General features: G+C 57.5%; 11 protein-coding genes and 4 pseudogenes. 11 read left to right on the plus strand and 4 right to left on the minus strand.

Annotated elements, in window-relative coordinates; genetic code table 11:
- Positions 1-197: pseudogene (locus EN935_RS00580) on the minus strand (amidohydrolase); the annotation flags it as partial.
- Between the two features lie 409 nt (positions 198-606).
- A complete protein-coding gene (locus EN935_RS00585) occupies positions 607-1,074 on the minus strand; it encodes an Lrp/AsnC family transcriptional regulator (protein ID WP_063169330.1) in 468 nt (155 codons plus the stop codon).
- Positions 1,075-1,918: 844 nt separating this feature from the next.
- On the opposite strand from EN935_RS00585, the gene EN935_RS00590 reads away from it, so the two are divergent.
- From EN935_RS00590 to EN935_RS42705, 9 genes and pseudogenes are all read left to right on the plus strand, one after another.
- A complete protein-coding gene (locus tag EN935_RS00590; RefSeq protein ID WP_063169329.1) occupies positions 1,919-3,097 on the plus strand; it encodes an aminotransferase class V-fold PLP-dependent enzyme in 1,179 nt (392 codons plus the stop codon).
- A 36-nt stretch (positions 3,098-3,133) separates the two neighbouring features.
- The gene (locus EN935_RS00595; RefSeq protein ID WP_063169328.1) at positions 3,134-4,282 is read left to right on the plus strand and encodes a M20 family metallopeptidase; all 1,149 of its coding nucleotides are present in this window, start codon (positions 3,134-3,136) and stop codon (positions 4,280-4,282) included.
- Between the two features lie 401 nt (positions 4,283-4,683).
- Positions 4,684-5,862, plus strand: coding sequence for a Xaa-Pro peptidase family protein (locus EN935_RS00600; protein ID WP_063169327.1), 1,179 nt, complete (start codon positions 4,684-4,686; stop codon positions 5,860-5,862).
- 973 nt (positions 5,863-6,835) lie between these two features.
- Positions 6,836-8,314, plus strand: a complete 1,479-nt coding sequence (locus EN935_RS00605) for an NAD-dependent succinate-semialdehyde dehydrogenase (protein ID WP_063169326.1) — start codon at positions 6,836-6,838, stop codon at positions 8,312-8,314.
- A gap of 13 nt (positions 8,315-8,327) precedes the next feature.
- A complete protein-coding gene (locus tag EN935_RS00610) occupies positions 8,328-9,731 on the plus strand; it encodes an aspartate aminotransferase family protein (protein WP_063169325.1) in 1,404 nt (467 codons plus the stop codon).
- A gap of 145 nt (positions 9,732-9,876) precedes the next feature.
- The gene (locus EN935_RS00615) at positions 9,877-10,770 is read left to right on the plus strand and encodes a polysaccharide deacetylase (RefSeq protein WP_224570030.1); all 894 of its coding nucleotides are present in this window, start codon (positions 9,877-9,879) and stop codon (positions 10,768-10,770) included.
- Positions 10,771-11,509: 739 nt separating this feature from the next.
- On the plus strand, positions 11,510-11,707 hold the full coding sequence (locus EN935_RS42695; protein WP_063169323.1) for an SDR family oxidoreductase: 198 nt from the start codon (positions 11,510-11,512) through the stop codon (positions 11,705-11,707).
- 27 nt (positions 11,708-11,734) lie between these two features.
- Positions 11,735-12,016: pseudogene (locus EN935_RS42700) on the plus strand (SDR family NAD(P)-dependent oxidoreductase); the annotation flags it as partial.
- Complete coding sequence (locus tag EN935_RS42705; protein ID WP_199489648.1) at positions 12,004-12,210, plus strand: SDR family oxidoreductase; 207 nt, start codon at positions 12,004-12,006, stop codon at positions 12,208-12,210. The pseudogene EN935_RS42700 and the gene EN935_RS42705, both read left to right, overlap by 13 nt.
- Before the next feature lie 400 nt (positions 12,211-12,610).
- Here EN935_RS42705 and EN935_RS41755 read toward each other — a convergent pair.
- A pseudogene (locus tag EN935_RS41755) lies at positions 12,611-12,777 on the minus strand (IS21 family transposase); the annotation flags it as partial.
- 581 nt (positions 12,778-13,358) lie between these two features.
- Between EN935_RS41755 and EN935_RS00635 the strand changes: the two are divergent.
- Both EN935_RS00635 and EN935_RS00640 read left to right on the plus strand, forming a co-directional pair.
- Complete coding sequence (locus EN935_RS00635) at positions 13,359-15,014, plus strand: MFS transporter (RefSeq protein ID WP_063169321.1); 1,656 nt, start codon at positions 13,359-13,361, stop codon at positions 15,012-15,014.
- 269 nt (positions 15,015-15,283) lie between these two features.
- A pseudogene (locus EN935_RS00640) lies at positions 15,284-15,670 on the plus strand (transposase); the annotation flags it as partial.
- A gap of 505 nt (positions 15,671-16,175) precedes the next feature.
- Here the strand turns inward: EN935_RS00640 and EN935_RS00645 are convergent.
- A complete protein-coding gene (locus EN935_RS00645) occupies positions 16,176-17,393 on the minus strand; it encodes a serine hydrolase (protein ID WP_063169320.1) in 1,218 nt (405 codons plus the stop codon).
- Between the last annotated feature and the right edge of the window lie 216 nt (positions 17,394-17,609).

Raw genomic sequence — 17,609 nt, forward strand, 5'->3', positions numbered from 1 at the left:
TTGCCCTTGATGACGCCAACGACGCCGGTTTTGCCGATGCCGGTCGCGACGGCGTCGCAGCCGAATTCGCGCAGGCGCTCGGCGACAAATGCCGAAGTACGGGGGATGTCGAAGCCCAGTTCGGGATGTGCATGGATGTCCCGGCGCCAAGCCACTATCTCGGGGAGAAACTCTGCGACGCTATTGAGAATTGCCACGGGGACTTTCCTTTCTTGCCGGTTGCAGGCGAATTTCACGCTTTGTCCTTGCGAGAGCCGGGAGACCCGTTTCCGCGCTGCCGGGAGCACAGCATCCTCTGTGCGACGTAGGCACCCCAGCTATTCCGCCGACTGAAGCCGCTCCAATTAGCCGGGGACCGACAATCCTGAATTCCGCTCCGCCCAGAATGTAGCAAGTGCCAAAGAGCTTGGTTGCGCGAAGGGCGCCTTGGTCCCGCAGAATATCATCGTTTTTTGGTCATTGGCGCATAACACCTGCAGGCTGAGAGGAGGTGCCCTGGTATATATGCGGGACCATTCAAAATAGGACAGCCGACATTCAGAAGTGCGGGACAACTGCGACCCGCGGAAGGCGCGTGGTGGTTGCCTGGGCGGGCTCTTTTGAAGGCTACTCTTCAGCAATTGGCAGAGCAAACGACGCCTTGATCCGATCCATTACAACGATTGTCTTGAACCCCTTTACTTCAAGATGTTCGTAAAAAAAACGACGGGTAAACGCCTCGTACTCGGCCATGTCCTGAGCAGAGACCGTAATAATAAAATCCGCTTCACCCGTAACGTAGTAAGCGTTCATGATCTCAGGCGTCCGCCGAATTGCCTGCTTGAAACGATCGATGATATCGGCGCGATCGCGCTCGAGAGTGATGGATACCAGCAGGAGCAGGGGCCGACCGACGGCTTCCGGTGAAACTATGGCAACGTCCGCTTCGATGACGCCAGCGTCTCGAAGTCGCTTTAATCTCCGCTGACAAGCGGTAGCCGATAGTCCGGCAAGTTCGCCCAATTCCTCTGTCGTAAGGCGATTGTTGCGCTGCACGACGTTGAGAATCTTCCGGTCAATTCGATCCAGATCCATTCACAATCTCTGCTCATGATGATATCGGCCAATGCCAAGGCCGCCAGTCCGTACGTCCAAAATGTAGCAAGTGCCAAACGCCCTCTCGGCGCTAAAGTCGGTCCAAGTCGCAGAAAATCGGCGTTTCTTTCGCCATCTGCGCACAATACCGGCATAGTATAACTATCTGAGGGGTGCCGCTGAATCGATGGGCGTTGCTGGTGAGCAGTTGCGGGCCAGCGCAAGAACGGCAGATTCGATCGGGTGGGGGCGATCCCCGGTCGAAAAGATCCTACCGATCTCGTTGCTCAGGCGCAGAAAACATGAGTTGCAGCACGCTCGCATCAGTTCGAGGCAAGCGTGTTAGGGAGCGACATCACCAAGGGTGTCGGCGTTGCAGCATAAATCGGAGACCATGAGAGTCAGGCTATGAACCGGCCCCGGCTTTCGGATGCCTTACGGCCCTCGCGCGTCGGCCGCGAGTGAACTATGATCCGCATGGGTGTGGGGCTGGAGGAGAAGGTCGTCGGCTCAGTCAGGCTAACGTCGCTCCAAGCACTGGTAAGAAGCCCTATCCGCGGTCTGAGAATTACCCAAATTGATCTCTCGTGAGGCAGTTGTTGCAGCTGCATTCCGTCGAGACGCTTCAGTGATCCGCGAGAATGGCTCGCGATCTCTGCGTGAATCGCGGTTTGGCGCAGGAATGCGGCGTGGGAGACCGAATGTTAGACCAAAGTCGGCACGAGCACCGTGTAAAATGGGCAGGTCAGCGCAGACCAGTCTGGCGGCATTCTTACCCTTGCCGGAACGATCGCCTGAACAAGGTAGCTCAACCGCCGTCCGCACTCCCAGGAGAGAAAGCCATATGCTTCCCTTGGACATCCTCCGAAAGGAGTTTCCAGCCACAGCAAACGCCATCTACATGGATGTCGCGAACCAGGGCCTCATATCAAGCACAACATTGGCTTCAATCGAGCCTCATTTGAACAATCGGCTGCATGGCCTAAACGACGAAGAAAGAATGCTCGAACACGTCGAGCGTACTCGCGCTAGGTTCGCACAATTTATCAATTCAGATCACGATGAAATTGCAATTACCAAGAATGCATCGGAAGGCATCAACATCATCGCTAATGCGATCGATTGGAGAGATGGAGACAACGTCGTTCTATGCCCAAAATTGGAACACGCAAATAATATCTTGCCATGGATTCAGATCAGAGACCGCTACAATGTCGAGTTGCGAGTCGTAGAGCCGGATAACGGCTCAATTCCCCCTGATGCATTCGTAAAGGCGATTGATTCTCATACCCGCGTTGTTGCCTTGGCGACGGTGACGATGGTTCCGGGGTTTCGGACCGTCATGGAGCAGATATCCGAAGCCTGTAGGCACTACGGTGCATTTCTTTTGGCGGACGCGACGCAATCTGTTGGGATACTCCACACCGACGTCAATCGACTTGGCGTAGACGGTGTAGCAGTGTCCACTGTGAAGGGTTTGATGGGTCTTTATGGATCGGGTTTTTTATATTGCCGTAAAGAATGGGCCGATCGGCTGAGCCCGGCCTATCTTGCGCGCTTCAGCGTAGATTTCGGAAACGCGCCAGAATCAGCTCCGGTACCTAGTTTTGTAAAGTTGCGCTCTGGCGCGCCCCGCTTTGATATCGGGCATTACAACTTCCCTGGCATGTTGGCTGCATATGCATCAATGGGCCAGCTACTTGATATCGGAACCGAGGCGATCGACCAGAGCGTTACCTCACTCGCAAAACGTATGGCCACTGGTCTCTTAGATATCGGGCTTCCGGTCTGCGGCGGGCCACCAGGCGCTCACACTGGAAGTATCGTAGCCGTTGGCGATTCCAGCGATCTTGTTGAAGGGCGCCCAGTCGACGCCCGCATTCGGTCGCTTCACGAGCATTTCACGAAGAACGGGGTAATCGTCTCAATACGCAGAGGCATGCTCCGGTTTTCCCTGCATCTTTACAACACCGCCGATGAAGTCGATCGCGTAATCAATCTGGCCAAGAGCTGGTCGAAGTAAGAGCGACACGGCTAGTTCATGCACACAGGAGAGTACATGTCGACCCAGAGCGCCGAGACTATCGGACTTCTCCAAGATCTTATAAAGATCGAGAGCATCAATCCATCGCTGTCGCCAAAAGGTAGTGGAGAGCAAGGTGTAGCCAAGTTCCTCGAGGGTTTTTGCAAGGAGCGGAAGCTGGCTTACGGGATACAGGAGGTGGCCGATGGTCGCTCGAATTTCCTGACCTGGGTACCTGGGAAAGAACCCGATAGGCGTATTCTATTCATTGCTCATATGGATACCGTTCCTATCGATAGGTGGGAATCAGATCCATTCTCGGGTGAGCAACGGGACGGGCGAATATATGGGCGAGGTAGCTGCGACACAAAAGGCTCACTTGCAGCTATGTTGATTGCGCTTAGCTCACTTGGTGAACGGCAGCCCCGGGCCACGGTTGTTGTGGCAGCCAGCATTGACGAAGAGTACCGCAAACTTGGCGCCCGCGCTATAGCCGATTCCGGTGTCGCTTATGAGGGTGCGGTAGTCGGTGAACCCACCGAATTAGAGCTCGTTGTAGCTCACATGGGTTCTGTCCGCTGGCAAATCGAGGTTCAGGGTGTACCGGCTCATACGTCGAAGCCTCATCTCGGAGTGAACGCGATCACGGGCATGGCCAAGGTGGTATTGGCACTTGATGAGCACCATCGATCCCTTGTGTCTCGGGCGCAGCACCCATTGGTAGGGTCATCACAGCTGACCGTGAGCCTCATCGAAGGAGGTTTGGAACTTACCACTGTACCGCCGGTATGCCGTATCTGGGTCGATCGGCGTCTCATACCCGGGGAGCGGCCGCAGGACGCGTTGGCGGAGGTAGAAAGCATACTGGAAGGCCTTCGCCAGGGCGAAGACAAGATCAATGTTCGGTCATTGCTTCCCGCATTGGAAGACCCGCCTCCAATCAGTTCCGGGTCGAGCAAAATTGCAGCAGTCGCAGGAGCGGCTTGTGCCCACGTCGCGGGGACCGGAGAGCAGAAGGGAGCCACCGGCGGCTCGGATGCAAATCAGCTGTCATTGGCTGGGATCCCGTGTGTGATTATCGGACCCGGGCGTACTGCCCAAGCCCATACGAACAACGAGTTCGTTGAAATCGATCAACTGACCAAGGCTGCTGATTTGTACCAGAGAATCATGCTCACATATTAGGAGTGGCCGGCCTGATGGGGGTGCTCAAACCCCGTCCATTGGGCCGCGGACGCCCCGGATGCTGCATGAGCGTGGCGGCCGCAACGTCCCGATCTTCGCTGGTCTCGTCGGCGCTTCCCACGTAGATCTTGCCGCCCGTGCTTGAAATTCTGTTGCGACAGGCAGAGTGCGTCTTCACCATAGGGAGGGCATGATCTTCCACCGGAGACGCAGAGCCACCGAAAATTTGGCGCTCATATGCGGATAACGTACGGCAAGTGCCTAGGAAATGCAGATTTTCCGCGACAAGAAGAAATCCTCGGGGAAAACAGCCTCTTGTGACGTGATACGAAGAGAAAGTATGCGGACAGGACGAATGCCTGATCCGTTCGAGGAATGCCTGTTTTGAAGGACTCGACGAGATGAAATATGAGAAGCCATTTCCGCCCGAGGAGTTTCGGCGTCGTGTTCATGACGTGAAGCAGCGGATGGAGCGAGCGGGGCTGGACTTGCTGATCTGCCAGGATCCCGCGAATATGTATTGGCTTACCGGCTTTGACGGCTATTCGTTCTACGTGCCTCAGGTGGTCTTAGTGCATCTCCAGTCGGACATGCCCCTCTGGTTCGGACGTTTCGTCGATGTAAATTCCGCTTATATAACGACGGATCTGCCTAGAGAAAATATAAGCTCATTTTCCGATCATAGACTTCAACATCCAGAATTACATCCATTTGACGATCTTTGCGAGCTTATCAATTCGCGCGGCTGGGGATCTGATCGAATCGGTGTCGAGCTTAACGCCCACTTCTATACTGCCCGAGCACATCAACATCTCGTCAAAGGCCTTCCGAATGCAAAATTCTCTGATAGCCGCGAATTAGTCAATTGGGCACGGCTTATAAAATCTGACCTTGAACTAGTCTACATGAGAGAAGCGGGCCACCTTGCAACGCATACGATGCAGACGGCAATCGCTAACCTAAGGCCTGGAGTGCCGCAACATGAGGTCGTCGCGGAGGTGTACCGGGCCCAGACACGAGGGGTGGACGGTAAATATGGCGACTCTAGCGGTCCTCCTCTTATCCAGACTAGCGAACAAACGAACGCTCCGCACCTCAGTTGGACCGAGGAGCCCTTGCCGACCTCTGGCCTGGTTCTCATGGAGTTCGGCGCCACCCGACGCCGCTACTGTGCGCCGCTGTGCCGCACCGTCCACATCGGAAAGCCACCCGCAGAGGTCTCGCGTCTTGCTGAGGTTATAGTGGAAGGCGGGGATGCTGTGCTCGAGATGGCAAAGCCTGGTACCGTCGTTGAGGAGCTTAATGCGGTGTGGCAAGATATCCTCAAGCGGAACGGGTATATCAAGATAGGCCGCTCCGGCTATTCAATCGGACTCAACTTCCCGCCGGAATGGGGCGAACGCACGGTTAGTATTCGCGCGGGCGACAAGACCATCCTACAACCAGGAATGTGCTTCCATTTTCAGTCGGGGGTTAGGCTCGAAGGGTTCGGCGCCGCCATCTCTGAATCATTTATTGTAACCGAAAGGGGCGGTGAGCGATTGGCAGATGTTGATCGCCGCTTGATCGTCGTGGACTAGGTGATTTGGATGTGACCCAAATCGTTTTGCGATCTCACTGGGTCCGTTCGAAGCCGGTTGAAATTTGTTTCTGCGGCGAGCGGATGAACGGATCTAGCTTAAGGACGGCGCTGTCTGAGAGGTGCGGCATGCCCAACCTCTGGGACAGGAGAATCTCGCCTAGCACATGAGTTCTCTGCATCAGCGGAGATTAAGATCCGTAGGCCGAAATGAGCCACCTGTGACGCGAGCGCGGCGTGAACGTTGCCCCATTCTACAAATGCGCGGATGACGCAAGAGGACTTAGCTTTTGAGGAGCATTGAGGACGAGTTTACGCGCGCCTGAAGCGGGCTCTTGCCAACCCTGCGCGCCGGTGGGAACGCGAGTATGGTCCGCCCCGTCCGTGCAACACGTCGCGACATCAGCACACGTTGTTCCCGATAGATGGCTCGGCAGCGAAGCTCGCCTTTTGCCCGGGGCTCGCTTCATCCTTTTCTGCTGTTTCGTGCGACTTCACCACTTCACCAAGTGAATGTCTGGGTTATCGCGGGGACCTCAATTTCGGGACCCCAAGACCTCCTTCCGAATGAAGTCGTCCGCGATGCCATCGTGTCTGAAGCGGTCGCGGTCACCCTGCACAGTGCCGGACGAAAGTAGCCTTGCGGCGAGTTCCGTCTAAGATTCGAGGCGGTTGCGCCTGCGTCAGTGCGCCTGATCGGTGTCGGTCGAGAACTTAATGCCACGAGGCCAGATCGGGAACTCGGGATCGGGAGATCGGCGCTGGAACCAACTACTTTCCGCGCCGCCGGCGACCAGCGCGACCTTCGCTCGCGGTCGCTAAGCCTCCTGGCAAGTGAAGTTGTGAGCCGTGTCCAATTCTACGCGAATTGGCTGCTGTTTGCAGGAATGCAGCTAAAGGGGCATCAACTGCGCTGCCGATCGGCGCTGTGGCAGCAATAACCTAAAGGCATCAGCATACCATTGGAGTCTTAGATGAGGGGTACGTCAATCACGGCATTACGCAGGCTCAAACGGCCAGACCTTTTGCGTGGTGATGCGTATCTGAACGGCGCCTGGCTCTCCAAATCAGATACTCTTGCCGTGTTTGATCCTGCCAGCGGTGACGAGATCGCTCAAGTTGCGGCTTGCGCAGACGCCGACGTTGACGACGCGGTCCATTGCGCAAGAGCAGCGTTCCTCAAGTGGCGCGACATGCTTCCGTTACAGCGTGGTGCATATCTGCGGAAATGGGCGGCAGGCATGCGGGAGAGCGCCGAAGACCTGGCTGTCATCATAACGGCCGAGCAAGGAAAACCGATTGCTGAAGCCCGCGGCGAAGTTTCATACGCTGCCGGCTTTTTAGATTGGTTTGCAGGGGAAGGGGAGCGGGCTTACGGCGAAACGATTCCCAGCCATCTCCCCGCAAGCAGGCTGGCCGTGCATTTGCAGCCGATCGGGGTGACTGTCGCCATTACGCCATGGAACTTCCCAGCGGCAATGATCACCAGAAAGGCTGGAGCTGCACTGGCCGCTGGCTGCACAATGATTGTAAAGCCGGCACCCGAAACGCCACTGTCGGCCCTCGCGCTTGCCCGCCTTGCCGGGGATGCTGGCATTCCGCCCGGCGTGTTTCAGGTGATCACGGGCGAAGCTCCGCCACTTGCCAAACGGCTGTTGTTGCATACCCACGTGCGTGCGTTCTCTTTTACGGGCTCCACCGAGGTCGGCAGAATCCTTCTCGAGCAATCCGCGAAGACAGTGAAGAAAGTCTCGCTCGAACTTGGCGGCAATGCTCCTTTCATCCTTTTCGGCGATGCGCCGATCAACGCTGCGGTCGCCGGTTGCATGGCAGCCAAGTTCGCGACATCCGGTCAGGACTGTCTCGCGGCAAACCGGATTTATGTGCAGCGAGAGATTTACGAGCATTTTACGGAAAAATTTGCCGAGGCCACCAGTAAACTAAAGGTCGGGCACGGATTGGAGCCAGGTGTCGACATCGGTCCGATGACAAAGACGTCTGGTGCTGACAAATGCAGGCACCAGGTTTCTGAGGCTCTAGCAGCCGGGGCTCGAATGGTAGCAGGCGCACAGCACAATTCGCTTGGCGGGAACTTCGTCACGCCGGCCGTGCTTGCTAATGTGACCGATGACATGGTGATTGCGAAGGACGAAACGTTTGGACCTGTCGCTGCAATCCTGCCCTTCGACGACGAACGGGAGGTGGTCGCGCGAGCCAACAATTCCGAGATGGGACTTGCGGCCTACGTCTATACCCAAGATCTCAACCGAGCCATGCGGCTCTCCGACCGGCTCGAATATGGCATGGTTGCCGTGAATACTCCAAAATTTACGGGGCCGGGCATTCCGTTCGGCGGCTGGAAACAATCCGGCCTTGGTCGCGAGGGCTCAAGGCACGGTCTTATCGAATATCTCGAACCCAAATACCTCTGCATCGGCAACATCGCGGCCTGAAAGGAAGCATTCAATGACCATCAACATCAAAGAGATCACCGAAAAGGACCGCAACTCGGTCTTGCATCCTTTCACTCAGCTTAAAGATTTCGCCACTGGCAAGCTCGGCGACCCAACGATCGTGGTGACAGGGAAGGGGATCCGCATCCAGGACGCGCATGGCAACCAATTTATCGATGGCTTTGCCGGCCTATACTGCGTCAATGTCGGGTATGGCCGCACGGAAGTCGCCGATGCGATCTCGCGTCAGGCCTATCGCTTGGCGTATTACCACTCCTATGCGGCGCACACGACCGACGAGCTTGCGATCCTCTCCGATCGCCTTGTGAAGATGGCGCCGGGCAAGATGAGCAAGGTGTTCTATGGCATGTCCGGCTCGGATGCGAACGAGACCCAGGCCAAGCTTGTTTGGTACTACAACAACCTGCGTGGCAAGCCGACCAAAAAGAAGATCATCTCCCGTGAACGCGGCTATCACGGCTGCAGCGTCGTGTCGGGCTCGATGACGGGCATGAGCTTTTATCACGACCACATGGACCTGCCACTTCCGCAGATTGTTCACACGGGTGTTCCACATCATTACTGGGGCGCAACCCCGGGCGAAACCGAGCGCGAATTCTCCGCTCGCCGCGCCGCCGAGCTTGATCAGTTGATCGAGCGGCTCGGCCCGGACAACGTCGGCGCCTTCATTGGCGAGCCCGTCCTCGGCACAGGTGGTATCACGCCTCCGCCGGAAGGCTATTGGGAAGCGGTACAGACGGTCCTCAAAAAACATGATGTGCTGCTGATTGCCGATGAAGTGATCACAGGGTTCGGCCGCACCGGTTCCATGTTCGGCTCACAGCACTATGGCATCGAGCCAGACCTCATCACGATCGCTAAAGGTTTGACGTCGGCCTACTTCCCGCTTTCAGCGGCAATCGTCGGTGAGAAGGTGTATAAAGTCCTGGAGGATGGAGCCGACAAGGTCGGGGCATTCTCGCACGGCTACACCTACTCTGGTCATCCGATCGGCGCCGCCGCGGCCAACGCGGTCCTCGATATTGTCGAGAAAGAAGACCTCCCCGGCAATGCGCGTGACGTCGGCGCGTTTTTCCAGGCGCAGTTGCAGGAGAGGTTCGCGCAGTTGCCGATCGTCGGCGAAGTGCGGGGCGTCGGTCTTATGGGCGCAATCGAGTTCGTTGCCGATCGCGACAATCGGAAGCGTTTCGATCCGGCGCTCAAGGTAGGTGCGCGAATCTCGAAGGCCGCCCGTGACCGTGGTCTTATCGCTCGGGCCATGCCGCACGGGGACATTTTGGGCTTTGCTCCGCCGCTGGTTACAACCAAAGCTGAGGCGGAGGAGATTGTTGCAATCGCAGAAAGCGCCGTGCGCTCGGTTATGGATGAGCTTGTTCGCGAGAGTGAGAAAATCTGAATGAGTTGGGCCATCTTGTCGTAATCAAGGCGCAAACTCAAGCGACGGCCTGATCGGCTTGCGGGGCTGCCAGCTGAGCTGGTGCCGCGTTCCGCTCATTGAGTTTTCGGCGGAATTCAATGCAGACACTGCTCAGGAGGAACTGGTGGCCAATTCGACCGCACTCAATCCCTGGGAATGGCCTGAAAGCCATTGGCGGCGGCGCATCAACAAAGTCAGAGCGGGCAAGGCACTAAGACCAATGTGGCCCGGCGGTAAACGCTGTGCCTTCGCCATCTCGTTCGACGTCGATCATGAGTCGAACGAATTGCGCAGGGGAGGGCGATCGCTAAGCAGATTATCCTGGGGTCAGTACGGGAGCCGACGAGGGATGCCTCGGGCTTTGGAACTCTTGAGAAAGTACGACGTTCCGGCGAGTTTTTTCGTTCCCGCTGTGATCGCTCAGTTGTATCCAGACGAGCAACGCGCAGTTGTCGATGAAGGCCATGAAATTGGCATGCACGGCTGGATACACGAGCTAAACTCGGAACTGAGCGCAGAGAGCGAGCGCTCTTTAATGATGAGGAGTGCCGACACTCTTGAAAAAATCACTTCCAAACGCCCGACGGGAATTCGAACGCCTTCCTGGGATTTTTCCGACGCAACTCTACGGATCATACGTGAAACCGGATTGACATACGACTCATCCCTTATGGCCGATGATAGTTGCTATGAGCTGCTGGAAGACGAGGAACCCACGGGAGTGATTGAAATACCGGTCGAATGGATTCGAGACGATGCCACTTATCTTTGGATGAGTCCCGATGGGTCTTCACGGCCAGATTTATCAGTCGACGACGTGCTTTCTGTATTTATTCGGGAGTTCGAAGGGGCCTATCAAGATGCCGATTTATTTCAGCTGACTCTGCATCCACACGTCATTGGATATCGCTCACGGATCTGGATCGTAGAAGAATTAATTCGACGCGCCAAAGCAAAGGGTGACGTTTGGTTCGCCACACATCATCAGGTCGCCGAGCGTGCGTCCTCATGTCTCTGAAAACTCTCAGACAGGAACGCCGGTAGAGTGCGGTGTTCTTGGGGCGGCGCAAGCCGTCCTGCGCCTCGACCGTTGCGGCGGTCACCAATGGATTTGGAATGACGCGGATCATCCGCTGTCCGGTATTCGCTTTCAGAGCGGGTACAGTGGGAGTTCTTATCTTGGAGGAGGACTACAATCTTGATTGACACGACCTTTGCCGGAAAAACGGTGCTGATTACCGGCGGGTGGCGCGCTTGGCCCGGCCAGTGCCAAACTGCTGGCGGCGGGTGGAGCGGATTTGGTGTTGGCTGACCTGTCGCAAGAGGCTCTGGACCAAACTCTGGCCGCCTGTCCTGGTGCCCGTTGAGTTGTCTGCGACGTGACCGATCCGGCGATGCTGGAAGGGCTGGTCGACCTCGCCCGCGAGAGCTTTGGCCGGCCGGTTGAGGGCTTGGTCGCGGCCGCTGGCATTACGGTGCGATGAAGCGGCTGATAGACGTGAAGGGTACGAAGCCATGTTCAGCTTCAACGTCGGGGCCATTTGGCGAATCTGCAAGCTGCATCCCGCAGATGCGCGAGCTTGGCCGCGGATCGGTGGTGCTCTTCAGCTCGACTGCTGGTCTGCAGGCCTCGAAGGACGTGCCGATCTATTCGGTGACCAAGGCGGCGGTTGTGATGATGACTCGCACGCTGGCGCTGAACCACGCGGCAGAAATATCCGCGCAAACTGTGTCTGCCCCGGAACCATCGCCAGCCGTTGGCCGAGGCCGGCGTCGCCTTCGCCCGGGGAGAAGCGGCACAGGTCGAGCGCCGGACGAAGATCATCGCTGCGCATCCGATGGGCCGAATGGGGTTGCCGTCCGAGGTGGCGACAGCTGTCGGCTATCTGCTGGACGATGCGGCGGGCTTCACCATCGGCGCCGCGCTTACGGTCGACGGAGGCAGCCTTGCCTAAGCTCCGGTCAGAAACACTGTCGTCGTCACCGGCGCGGCGCGCGGGATCGGTGCCGCAACAGCGGCGTGGCTTGGCTCGGAAGAGGCGTGGGTGTTGCTAGTGGATGTTCTGGATAAAGTGCACGACACAGCTGCGGGCCTTGGCCAGACGGCGCTCGTCTGCGATCTGGCCATGCCCGACGCCGCAGGGCGGGTTCTGGCCGCCTTGGATGCCGCAAGGATCGAGACGCTCGACGTCCTCGTGAACAATGCCGGCATTGGCGGTTCGAAGTCGCTCGCCGATACTGACGATGCCTTTTGTTCCCGCTGATCGATATCAACTTGCGTGCAGTCATCAGCCTGACCCGCGAGTTGCGGCCGCGGATGCGCCAGCCGGGCGGGCGGATCATTAATGTCAGCTCGATCCTCGGGCTTACGGGCTATCCCGGAACGGTAGGCTATTCGGTGGCCAAGGCCGGGATCGCGTATCTCACGCTCCAGCAGGCCGGCGAGCAGGGCCTGTAGGGTATAACCGTGAATGCGGTGGCGCCCGGCGTGGTCCCCACCGACATGACTCGAGCGCTGCACGTACGCAGCTACCAACGCCTGATGGTCGCGCCAATCCGCTCGAGCGCGTCTCCTCGCCGGAGGAGCAGGCGGCGGTGATCGCCTTCCTGCTTCGGACGACGCGTTCTACGTCTCGGGCGCAGTGATCCCCGTCGACGGCGGCTCCCGCCTGTCACAGTAGAGAAGAATAGCGCAATTTAAGCCTATACACAGGATGGCCCTGCAATTCCCGGATGCAGACCGACTCTGCCGGTAACCGGTTCCGGTGGTCGATCCTGTTAGCGGCGCCATTACCCGGCGCACATTTGATCGCGGTGGTGGGCAAGTTGAATTTACCCTTCGCGCGCTTCCCAGCGATCAATATGGCAGTGTCGTACTGCTCGGTCATTGTCGCAACGGTCGCGTTCAGCGTCGGCGCGAACCACAGCGCCTTGGCCACACCAGGTTGTAGCAGACGGATCGCCTCAGTGACCCGCCGAAGAAGCTGAGGCCGTCAATCCAGTCGGGCAGCTTTTGAGTCAGAGTTGGCAAAGGCTGCTCGAACTGAACGACTGTTGAGGAAAGCCTTTGCAGGCGCGGCGGGCGCGAGCACCGCGGGGAGCCGCAAAAAGGCACGCGGAGAGCTCTGCTGAGGCTGCAGTCAACTCAGCGTCCTTGGGAGCATATTGAAGTAGTATTTGCCCATCTCTCCCTGTTATGGCGATTTGAGAAGCAAAAAGCCCGTTCAGCGTTTAGCTTGGAGAATGTGCCCACTGCACTGCTCGCCCGCGAATCACCGATATTATGCAGATTTAGGAGCTCGACGCCGATCTCCTGCATTTGTTGGCGAGGATTGCTGGAAGAGTACCCATTCAATGCACTAAAATCCTGGAGTGGTCTGATCCTCATATTGTAAGTGTAGGCTGGCCTGATGCGGCTGGTTCCAAGTCTTCACAAAGGTTCCAACTACGCCTCCTCCCAAGGCGCATCGGCCCGGCAGCGAGTTCAATCTCCTGCCGGGCGTTGTAACTATTTGCGCACATTGGCCGATTCGGACCTTCAACGGGTTGGGCGGCTGCTGGCTGTCGGAGCAATGTAAAACTGGCTCATAGGCAAGAGTTAGATTGATGAGCAGTCTTGCGGACCAAGTCGCCGATCCAAATTCGCCAGGAGCATTTGCGCCCCTCAGAAATCCGAGCTTTCGTTCAATCTGGTTCGCCACGCAGGTCAGCTCGCTCGGCTGGTTGATGCAGACTGTTGCCATCAGCTGGCTGATGGCTACGATTTCGACTTCCGATCTGATGGTCGCGCTGGTTCAGGCTTCTTCAAACCTGCCAGCGTTCATCTTATCCGTCTTCGCCGGGGCCTTGGCTGATAATTTCAGCCGGCGCCGGGTCATGTTCGCCGGCCGGTGCCTTATGGTATTGGCATCTGCGATGCTGACGGCTTTTGTGGTGCTGGGCTTTGTCGATCCGTGGATGATCCTCGGCTTCAGCTTCTTGATCGCATGCGGCGGCGCTCTCCACGATCCAGCCTGGCAGGCCTCGGTTGGCGATATGGTGAACCGACGCGACGTTCCCGCCGCCGTCACGCTCCTCTCCGTTGGCTTCAACACTGTTCGGACCGTAGGCCCGGCGCTCGGTGGCATAGTAGTTGCCTCTTTTGGGCTGATGACGGCTTTCGCCGTAACCAGTCTTACCTATCTGGTCCCTTTGGTAACCATATGGCGCTGCAAGTGGATGGTTCGCTCATCACCTCTCCCACGTGAGTCGATGAGGACGGCGATCTATGACGGGCTACGCTTCACGGCGATGTCGTCGGAGATTAAGACGGCGATCACTCGCGGAACCCTCTTTGGTCTGGCGAGCATCGCCATTCTCGCGCTGCTGCCGCTGGTTGTCCGCGACCAGCTGGGAGGCGGACCGCTCGCCTATGGCACGCTCATGGCCGGATTCGGGACAGGCGCCGTCTTCGCCGGCATCTCGAACAGCGTGTTCAGACGGAGCTTGTCACAAGAGCGGCTGATGACGCTCGCATGCGTCGCCTGCGCGGCATGCTCCCTTTCGCTTGCGCTGACTTCTTCGATTGCAGTGGCGGCAATTGCACTCGCCATGGGTGGCGCGGGCTGGGTCACCGCCTGGTCCGGGGTCGGCGTGACCGTGCAACTGGCAAGCCCGCGCTGGGTCGTGGGGCGCACCATCTCGATTTACTATGCATTGATCGATGGCGGCATCGCAGCGGGCAGTTGGGTGTGGGGCACGGTGGCCCAGAACCATTCACTGACCTTGGCACTGGAGGGCTCCGCTGGAGCCCTTCTGCTGGTCGCCGCCACGGGCCTCCTGTTTCCCCTTCGCGAGCGCCGCGAATCCGATCCAGATGCTTTGGAGGACTTCGACGCACCGGCAGTCGCCCTCAATCTCAAGCCAAGAAGCGGTCCCATCGTGGTCAAAGTCGAGTACCTAGTGCCCGAGGAAAATCGCGAAGCATTCCTGGAACTCATGCGGGCGCGCCGGCATGTGCACAGTCGCGTCGGCGCTCGTCATTGGACTCTCCAGCGCAACCTTCAGGAGCCTATGCAATGGATAGAGACATTCCGCACGCCGACCTGGACCGACTACCTTCGCCTGAACCATCGTCTCACGGAAGCAGACAAGGAATTGGGTAAACAAGTGCTGAAATTGCATGCAGGACAGCTTCCGCCTAAAATCATGCTTTTTATCGAGCGACCAACAAGCTCGGCCCTAAAGTCCGATGAATCAGCACGTTATTTTCTCCGACACTGACTCTTCGAGGTTAACCCCTTGTATCTGCACGCAGAGGACTTTGTGCGATGGAAGCGACTGAGCCTCGAACCGGATGGCCATCCGGTTCGAAGCAAGGCGAAGTCGCCCGACACCCCTCCGGCCACAACCGTGGGTGAGCCTGGGATCTTCGCCTTCGTCACGTACGACCGAATAGTCGCTTGGCTCCAATCGCACGCACAAGGCAGGTTACCGTGAACAAGACTATCTGTGGAGTGGATGTTTCGAAAGACTGGCTCGATACCCATGTCGTGCCGAGCGGAGCGGCGGGCCGCTTTCGCAACGATGCGGCAGGCATAGCCGAGCTTGCTGCCTGGTGTTAGGTCAATGGTGTCGAGCTCGTCGTCATGGAGGCCAGTGGCGGCTACGAACGGCTTCCCTTCCTGCTGTCGTGGGAGTTGGGAGTAGCCTGCGGCATGGCCAATGCGAGGAGCGTACGCTGATTCGCCGAGGCGATGGGCTTCCTGGAGAAGACCGACAGGATCGACGCCGCCGTCATCGCCCGCTATAGCGAGGTCAAACGGCTGCAGCCGACGCTGCCGCCGAGCGCGGCCCAGCAGCGGCTCAAGGCGCTGGTCGCCCGGCTTTCCCAGGTAACCGCCGATCTCACCGTCCAGAAGCAGCGCAAGAGCGCTGCCACTGATGCCGATACCATTGCCTGCGTATTCCGATGAAGCCGGCCACCGATTCCGATTTGAAGCCGGCCAGTCATTCCGATTTCATTCCGGCCAGCATTCCGATTTGAAGGCGGCCATTTTTCGGTCTGATCCTGGGTCTCGTTGATGTTTGGGTTGGGTTTTGTTTCAGGTCAAGCTGACGGATAAGCCCGAAAGCGGCACCATGCAAGAATACAATAGGTCCACCGGTTCCATTCTCGCAATACAAAGTCGCGACGGCCCCAATCAATATGCAATGTTCGGTGATCATTGTTTCCTCAGCAAAAGCGAGCCAGATCGGTCTGCATTATGCATATGGGAAGCGAGGCTTCTGGTATTTACTTCATAAGCGTAGCAGCGTCTACAGGCCTTTTGCGCCAATTGCCCCCTAGCCGAACGCAGGAATTCGGCGTAGGCGCCCCAGTTCTTCAACCGCGAATTTGCAGGAAATTCCTAAACAAGCGCGGTGACCGTCTAGTGCATCAAGTTACGCGCGGAGCATCCTCCCCAATGCCTGCATCTGCGGCCTTCTAATCCGATCAATGTGGTCGCAAGCGGGGTGCGACCCGAAGCGCGCAATCACCATCTCCGCCTTTGGCGCTATGTACAGGTTCTGGCCGTAAAGGCCCCGACCTTCAATAGCATCAAGCTCGTCGTGTGATACCCACCATTGGCTTCGGTATGTATAGCCGAATGGGAGGTCCGGCTTGGCGGGGTGGTCGAGATCTTGAAGGTCGTAGACAACACTCGCGGGAACCAGTTGCTTGCCATTACACGAGCCTTCACATCGCATCAGCTCGCCGAAACGCGCCAAGTCGCGCAACGTCACATTGAGTCCGCTATGCGCCCTCGGCATACCGTTTGTCGGGTCGATCTCGACATAGGCGTCTTCTTCGCAGCCCAGTGGCAACCATAAGCGCTCCTCCAACAGTTGTGCGAACGACCGGCCCGTTGCGCGCGACATAACCCAAGCCATAACATTGGTATCGACGCCTTTGTAGACAAATTTGCCGTGCGCCCCTTCCTTTCGTATGGTACGCAGGTATTCGCATCTATATGACTTGTCTACACTTGTGTAATCTTCAGTAAAAGCAACGTTAGTTTGCATGTCCATGACTTGGCGGAGCGTTGCATCTTCCCACCCTGTACCTCGTAATTCCGGCACAAACTGCGATATTGTCTTCCTGTCGTCGAGAATGCCCTCATGCACCAACGCCGCGGCTAGGGTGCCCGCATACGATTTGGTGATTGACTGACACGAATGTTGTACGTGCGGCGCGAGTGCGCCGAAGTATCGTTCGTATATGATCCGCCCCCGATGCAGGACCAAAATGCCGTCGGTGTAGGTGTCGAATAGCGCCTCCTCGAACCGGTTGGTGCGGTCGTCCATGTCGACGAACGTGAGCCCATCGATTTCGGTAGACCTGTTGCTGCACTCAAGCTGCGACGGTCCGCCCCGCCCTCGCCACACTTGGACTGTGGGCCGCAGCTCACGCATATGCGATAGCGACCAGCGAAGCTGAGGAAAGGTCCAAACAGTTTCATTCTCGAATGTTACACGCTTGTCTGGCGGCGGCGGCGCACCGCGCATCCAGCCAAATTCGCGAGGATCCGATGCACGGCCGTCCAGGTATTGCTGTCCGTCGAATTCGAGTACGCTCTCCGACGCGTTACCGACGGTTTGCCGTTGTTTGAATTCTGTCATACATGGGATCCAATTTCATGCCTAGGCGCCCCCGGCGCCAGCTGGCTATCGAGAGTTGCGACCCAACCTCGGGAGTTCGGACTGGACTAAATCACAACATGTTATGATCATAGCAGCGGCAGGCGCGCATTCTATGCGAAATGTCCTCGACAACGCAGCAAATCAGCGTTGTATTGCGGCCGGCGCATACTTGCGGCCCCGCTCTCGCGTGGCAAG

It is taken from the genome of Mesorhizobium sp. M7D.F.Ca.US.004.03.1.1 (genome assembly GCF_003998635.1).
GTDB classification, from domain to species: domain Bacteria; phylum Pseudomonadota; class Alphaproteobacteria; order Rhizobiales; family Rhizobiaceae; genus Mesorhizobium; species Mesorhizobium loti.

Bases quoted from the DNA above. Each gene is read 5' to 3' on its own strand.
- EN935_RS00585 (WP_063169330.1), bottom strand. From the start codon at position 1,074: ATGGATCTGGATCGAATTGACCGGAAGATTCTCAACGTCGTGCAGCGC.
- EN935_RS00590 (WP_063169329.1), top strand. From the start codon at position 1,919: ATGCTTCCCTTGGACATCCTCCGAAAGGAGTTTCCAGCCACAGCAAAC.
- EN935_RS00595 (WP_063169328.1), top strand. From the start codon at position 3,134: ATGTCGACCCAGAGCGCCGAGACTATCGGACTTCTCCAAGATCTTATA.
- EN935_RS00600 (WP_063169327.1), top strand. From the start codon at position 4,684: ATGAAATATGAGAAGCCATTTCCGCCCGAGGAGTTTCGGCGTCGTGTT.
- EN935_RS00605 (WP_063169326.1), top strand. From the start codon at position 6,836: ATGAGGGGTACGTCAATCACGGCATTACGCAGGCTCAAACGGCCAGAC.
- EN935_RS00610 (WP_063169325.1), top strand. From the start codon at position 8,328: ATGACCATCAACATCAAAGAGATCACCGAAAAGGACCGCAACTCGGTC.
- EN935_RS00635 (WP_063169321.1), top strand. From the start codon at position 13,359: ATGAGCAGTCTTGCGGACCAAGTCGCCGATCCAAATTCGCCAGGAGCA.
- EN935_RS00645 (WP_063169320.1), bottom strand. From the start codon at position 17,393: ATGACAGAATTCAAACAACGGCAAACCGTCGGTAACGCGTCGGAGAGC.